This window comes from Candidatus Hydrogenedentota bacterium, assembly GCA_035416745.1.
In the GTDB taxonomy this organism is placed as follows: Bacteria; Hydrogenedentota; Hydrogenedentia; order Hydrogenedentales; family SLHB01; genus UBA2224.
Genome location: DAOLNV010000085.1, coordinates 1 through 5,727 on the forward strand (window position 1 = coordinate 1; position 5,727 = coordinate 5,727).

4 protein-coding genes are annotated in these 5,727 nt (G+C 58.2%); all 4 read right to left on the minus strand.

The genetic code is table 11. From position 1 onward, the window contains the following. Nucleotides 1-114 precede the first annotated feature (114 nt). Complete coding sequence (locus tag PLJ71_18925) at nucleotides 115-2,331, minus strand: PKD domain-containing protein (GenBank protein ID HQM50765.1); 2,217 nt, start codon at nucleotides 2,329-2,331, stop codon at nucleotides 115-117. Between the two features lie 240 nt (nucleotides 2,332-2,571). Then, nucleotides 2,572-3,504, minus strand: a complete 933-nt coding sequence (locus PLJ71_18930) for a magnesium transporter CorA family protein (GenBank protein HQM50766.1) — start codon at nucleotides 3,502-3,504, stop codon at nucleotides 2,572-2,574. Between the two features lie 354 nt (nucleotides 3,505-3,858). Beyond that, nucleotides 3,859-5,052, minus strand: coding sequence for a response regulator (locus PLJ71_18935; protein HQM50767.1), 1,194 nt, complete (start codon nucleotides 5,050-5,052; stop codon nucleotides 3,859-3,861). Beyond that, nucleotides 5,049-5,727 (minus strand): response regulator (locus tag PLJ71_18940; GenBank protein ID HQM50768.1); only part of this gene is annotated, 679 nt, incomplete at its 5' end. The genes PLJ71_18940 and PLJ71_18935, both read right to left, overlap by 4 nt.

Sequence of the window (5,727 nt, forward strand, 5' to 3'; positions counted from 1 at the left end):
GAAAACCGGCGCCTTCGGGCTTGGGGGTTCGAGTCCCTCACCCTCCGCCACTTCTCAAACTACCTCTCCCATAATAGCTTACGGAGGTGCGGCCAGTCCGGGATATCCCATGACTCACTTGACTGCGGCAGCCTTTGGGGTCTCACGTACGTAAAATGGCTCGTCGGTCTCGGGCATGCGTATATTGTCCCAGCGCGCCTTAGGGCCTCCTGCCGGGGTGACTACCGCTATATCCCGCCAGTCGGGCCCCGTGCGGGCCGGGTCGCCGTTCTCGGGGTCGCTTTCGCTGATCGAGCCCCGGTACGTCTGGGTCGTCTCGTAGAGTTCGCCCTCGTAAAGGACAATGGTCATGGTGTAGTTCGTCGGTCCATTGTCGTTATCGCGGAAGTAGTGCACCCGCACGCGATAGTCCTGGCCCCACTGGACCGTGTCGGTTGTGGTCAAGGTCCAATGCTCCGGGCCGCAGTCGTACCGGTCGTCGTAATCGAGCTCGCCGCCGTCGTCGGTTAGTTTGTCTGCGTACCATGAAACGTCGCCCGCAGGGTCGTAGACATAGAGGTCCAGGTCCGTGCCCGGCTTGTCCCAGGTCAGCTCGACGCGGATCACGGCGAGCGGAAACGTCCCTTTCAGGACAAATTCCTGGTTGAGCATATTGTTGCCCACGACCCGCTTGTTCCCGTCCTCGTCCTGCCCGCGCGTGATAAACGTGAGGAAATTCTTGCCGTACTGAAGAGGAACGTCCAGGTAGAATTGGCCGTCAAAAGGCACCGAGGTCTTGTAACTCTCGCTGTTCACCCACACCTCGAGTTCGGTCACCGCGACCTCGCCGCTCTCGATGGTGCCGTGCAGCGTCGTGACCCGGTCGGGCACCTCTTCGTTATTGGAATGTGAGGTCACCGTGATCACGGCGTCGCTGCTCGAATGGAACTGGTTGTTCGCATCTTCCAAGATGTACTCGTAGGCTTCCTTGACCCGGAGCGAGCCGTTGCCGTAGTAGTTGACCCAGTTGTAATTCTCGTAATCCCAGGCGCCCGTATCGCTGTTGAACTTGATGGTCTTGGCCAGGCCCGGGTAGTTCGGGTCATAGATGTCGAATTCAATCCGGGGTTGTGCCTCGGGGTGGATGCGAAAGGCGTAGGCCAAGACCGAATGCGAGCCTTGCTCATCGCCGGCTTTGGTCTCGCGGTCAACTCGCAGGAGAACCGGTTTGCCCGAATTGACCAGCGCGTTGCGTATGACAGCGGCGTTTTTCCTATTGGATTGGAAAAAGAGCATGAGCGAGCGCCCGATATTCAGCCAGCGCATCTGCGTAACAGACGTAAACGCCCGCGTCGCAATGATGTCCTGCCCGGTCAAGCCCACCGGCGGCACCGTGAACATGTACAGGGGGTAAAAGGCGCCATCCTGTTTGTGGTTCAGGTAATACCAGAGCGCCCACATGGTCATTCCCAAGCATTCGCCTTGGCGGTTTACCGCGCTGCCCTCGTTCGCAATCTTGAACCCGTCCATGCCTGGTTCAAACCACCGATTGGCAATCAGGCAGTCGCAGAGTTCCTCGTCCGTTATGACCACGCCATAGGACGAGGCGTGGTACGTCAACAGAGTCACCCTCCCGGTCTCTTCGTCAACATCCGCCAGTTCGACCAGCGAGAGGCCGTCTTCCGCATCGATATAGTAAGGCACGGGCACTTGACTGCTTCCGGGAGTCAAGGGACACGGGATGACGATCTCGATGGGCTGTTCCAGCATGGCATTCGTGCCGATATCCAGCGTGACGATGGGGCCAACGGCCTCGCCTTCTATGGGCACCAGTGTACCGGTGTCATAGCCGACCCTCACCGGCGTGCCGTCCTCGATCGTGGCCGGCGGGATTCGCACGATCACGCCTTCAAGAGGCGTGCCGGCGGGCCCCAGCAGTTCCGCACCATATTGGCCTACGGTCTCGTTCACCAGTCCGACTTGGGTACCGGGAAGGTACTGGGCCCGGCCGATTTCTATCGAAATATAGGCGGGCTTGGACTCCGTGTCGCTTCCTTCCGAGGAGGTTACTGTAAGCGAGACGGCGTACTGACCCGGCCCTGTATAGGTATGCGAGGGATTCGCCACTGAACTTGTGGCGCCATCGCCGAAATCCCAGCTCCAACTCACGATAGTGGAACTGCCTCCGGATGACTGGTCGGTAAACTGAACCGTCAGGGGTGCCGAACCCGAAGTGGGGGCCCCTGTGAACGCAGCCTCAGGACCGGTCGCGGATGGGCAGCCGACACACACGGCGGCAAGGATACTCAAAGCTGAATACACGTATAAGCTTGGCGAGTGCTGCACAGCCATTTTGCCCTCCCCCTTACAGCCTACCTGCCGAACGCCGATGCCCACCCCGTACGAAATCTCAGCAAAGCCGCGGCCGCGATGATACGCCCGCTCAGTCAATCCGTCAACACATCAACGGCTTTCCGGCGCGCGCACACGGCCGCCTTTTGCCATGGCCATTCCCCGGCGGCTCGAAAACAACCATGCACTCGGGTCCAGAGCCGGTTCCAGCCTGATGGCGGACATCGTTGCGTCCACGTTCTAGTGCCAGTACCGCTCGATCTTCTTGATGATGAAGAAAGTCGCCACGCCCATACCGACCATGGCCGCCAGGAACAGCGGGTAGGCCACTTTCCAGTTCCCAGGAGCCGTCATCATCGTGAACTCCGACATCCCCCCGATCGCAGCAAGGAAACTGGGAACGGCCACGGCAATAACGATGGCATTCAGATTCTTCATCATGACGTTGAGGTTGTTGCTGACTACGGAAGCGCGGGCGTCCATCAGGCTGGCGAGCACCTGCGCGTGAGTATTGGCTTGTTCGTAGCACTGAGCGTTTTCAATAAGGAGGTCGTCGAGATATTCGACGGTCTCCGGCGTGAAAGGCAGCTTGGACGCATTCGCCTTCAGCTTTTCCAGGACGCGGCCATTTGACCTGATGGCATTGAGATAGTACACAAGACCCTTCTCGATGGTGAACATGTGCAGGAGATGCTTGTTTTCCATCGACTTGTTGATCTTGCTCTCCAAGTCGTCGCAGATAGCGTTCATCGCCTTGAGATGTTCCGTGAAGTGCAGAATGTTCTGGTACAAGACCCGCAGAAAAACATCCGGCACGCTGCCCACCCGGGCGAACTGGCGCCCCTGGAAAGAGGCGCTCTGTTCTTCGCCGATGATGATCAGTTTGTCTGGGAACAGAAAGAACCCGCACGTGTTAACCCTGAAAAGGAAATTGTCGGTTGCGGTATAGAGCTTGGGCCGTTTGTAGATGATCGCTGCGTGGTTCGGCTCAAACTCCAGGCGGCCAAGCTCTTCCGGGTCCAAAACGGAACTCAGGGTGTGCGCATCGACATTCAGCGTGTCGATCAGATACCGCTTCTCAGACTCGTCGAGGCTGTCGAAAACAATAATCGCCGCATCGTCATCGACTGTTGGGACGATCTTTCCATCCTGAAGTTTGAATCTCTTCTGCATGAGACGTATCACCTGAGCATGGCTCTAGTACCCGACCCAAAACCATACCATTACAGCAGCTCGATCGCCAAACGAAAGCTTCACCGAAAGCTGCCTCTGCGGAAAATCCCGTATGGTTATGAAATCCGGCCGCATTTTACATCGTTTCGGGGTGTTTGGGGTCAGCAAAAGGCGGATAGGTCAGGGGTCGTGACATGAGGCGCAGGCCGCAGGCAGCCGGTTTGCGCGTTGCGCTTCCAAAAATCCACCGACACCCTCTCCCGTTGCTGCAGGAATTCAACGGTTGCGGGTCTGAATCCGCCGTTTCTACAGCACGGACTGATTCTCCACAGCCGCAGGCGGGGTACGCCGTTGTTAGCGGAGACTGGAAATCGCCGCGCGCAGGATCTCAACGACCGTCTTGCGTTCTTCTGGATCGACAGCCGACGGGTCGAGCGCAAGCGTGAAACCATTGCGGGAATCTTCGATTCTCGTCGCGTCAACACAAGCCGACCGCGCTCCGACAACCTGGTGGGGCTGCACGGGCTCTTCCAGGCCCTTTACGTGAACCGCCTCTTTCCGGATACATTGAAACCGGTCGCCGACGAGAGCAAAGGTCTCCGGTCCAATAAGTATTTCGCCGGGAACCGCGGCATTTTGCAGACGGTTGGCGAGATTCACCTGGCCTCCGATGATTGTGTAGTCCATCCGTTCTTCGCTTCCAAAGTTGCCGACCGTACAATAGCCCGTGGTGATTCCCATCCGGATTTCGAAGTTGGTGCAGATGCCTTTCTTCTGCCATTCGGCGCGCAATTCATCGACGGCCGCGCGCATCTCGAGAGCCATTGCGACACAGGCGGCAGCGTCTTCCACCACCCCCTTTGACTCGGGGTCGCCAAAGAATACGAGGATCGCATCGCCCATGTACTTGTCAATGGTTCCCCCATGAGCAAGAACGATGCGCGCCATGCGATTGAGGTAACTGTTCAGGAGTGTGGTAAGGTCTTCGGCTTCCATGCAGTCCGTCTGCCGGGAAAAACCCACGATGTCGGACATGAATATCGTAAGTTTCTTGCGGTTGCTCCCGATGTGGGCGTCCTGCTTGCCCTCGAAGATGGAAAGGTACACCTGGGGCGACAAATACCGGGCCAGCTTCCGAGACAAGTCCTCCAGCCTGCACCGCGCATCCTTCAATAACAGATGCGTGTTCACGCGGGCGAGGACCTCCTCGAATTGAAACGGTTTCGTCACGTAATCCACGCCGCCGCGGCGAAAGGCCTCGATTTTGTCTTCGGTCTCGGTAAGGGCGCTGATGAAGATGACGGGGATGCCGCACAACGCCGCATCCGCCTTCAGCTGTTCACACACTTCGTACCCGTTGATCTCCGGCATGTTGATGTCCAGCAGAATGAGGTCCGGCGGGTGCGTGCGCGCGGCGTTCAGCACCATCTTGCCACTTTGCAGCGGGCGCACCTCGTACCCTCTTTCCTGAAGCATGTTTGACAGGAGTTTGAGATTCGCGGGCGTGTCATCCACCACCATGATGTTGGGCTTGGCCACGTTGTTCATTCCTTGCTGCTCCCATCCGCTTCCCCCAATATCTCGGCCAGAGTGTTGTACTCATACTGGTCGGACAAATCCCTCAACCGGCCGGCGAAATCCGGCGCGAAAGAAGCCACCTCGTCGAAAAGCGCGGCCAGATCTTCCATATGCCCAAGCGACACGGCTTCGCGCAGTCTCGCGACCAATTCCTTCGGCAGCGTCGCGACGGCCTGTAACATGGCCCGCGAGGAAATGGCCGAGTCGGCGCCAGTTTCAGCAGCTTCGGCGGCCGCGTATTCATACTCTGTTCCCAACAGGTCATGAATCACGCCGAACAACTGCTCCTCCTTGAAGGGCTTGGCCAGGAAACCATCCACTCCCGCGGCGAGAACTTCATTCTTCTTCTCTTCGAAAGCGCTCGCGGTAACCCCCACGATGAGCGTGTTGCCCCCATCCGGCATGGCCTTGATCCGGCGTGTTGCCTCGTAGCCGTCCATAACCGGCATGCGCATGTCCATGAGCATGAGCGCCGGCCTCCACTCGCTCAGCAGTGCCAGAGCTTCCTGTCCATCCGCTGCTTCCCTGACTTCAAATCCTACCGTGGCCAGCAGCTTCGCGAGAAGCTGGCGATTGTATTTCTTATCATCGACTATCGCGATTCGAGTCGGGGCCGTTCCCGGCTTCAGGCCAATAACACGTTGG

What these genes read in the sequence shown, in the direction of transcription:
- PLJ71_18935 (HQM50767.1), bottom strand. Translation starts at nt 5,052, where the DNA reads ATGAACAACGTGGCCAAGCCCAACATCATGGTGGTGGATGACACGCCC.
- PLJ71_18930 (HQM50766.1), bottom strand. Translation starts at nt 3,504, where the DNA reads ATGCAGAAGAGATTCAAACTTCAGGATGGAAAGATCGTCCCAACAGTC.
- PLJ71_18925 (HQM50765.1), bottom strand. Translation starts at nt 2,331, where the DNA reads ATGGCTGTGCAGCACTCGCCAAGCTTATACGTGTATTCAGCTTTGAGT.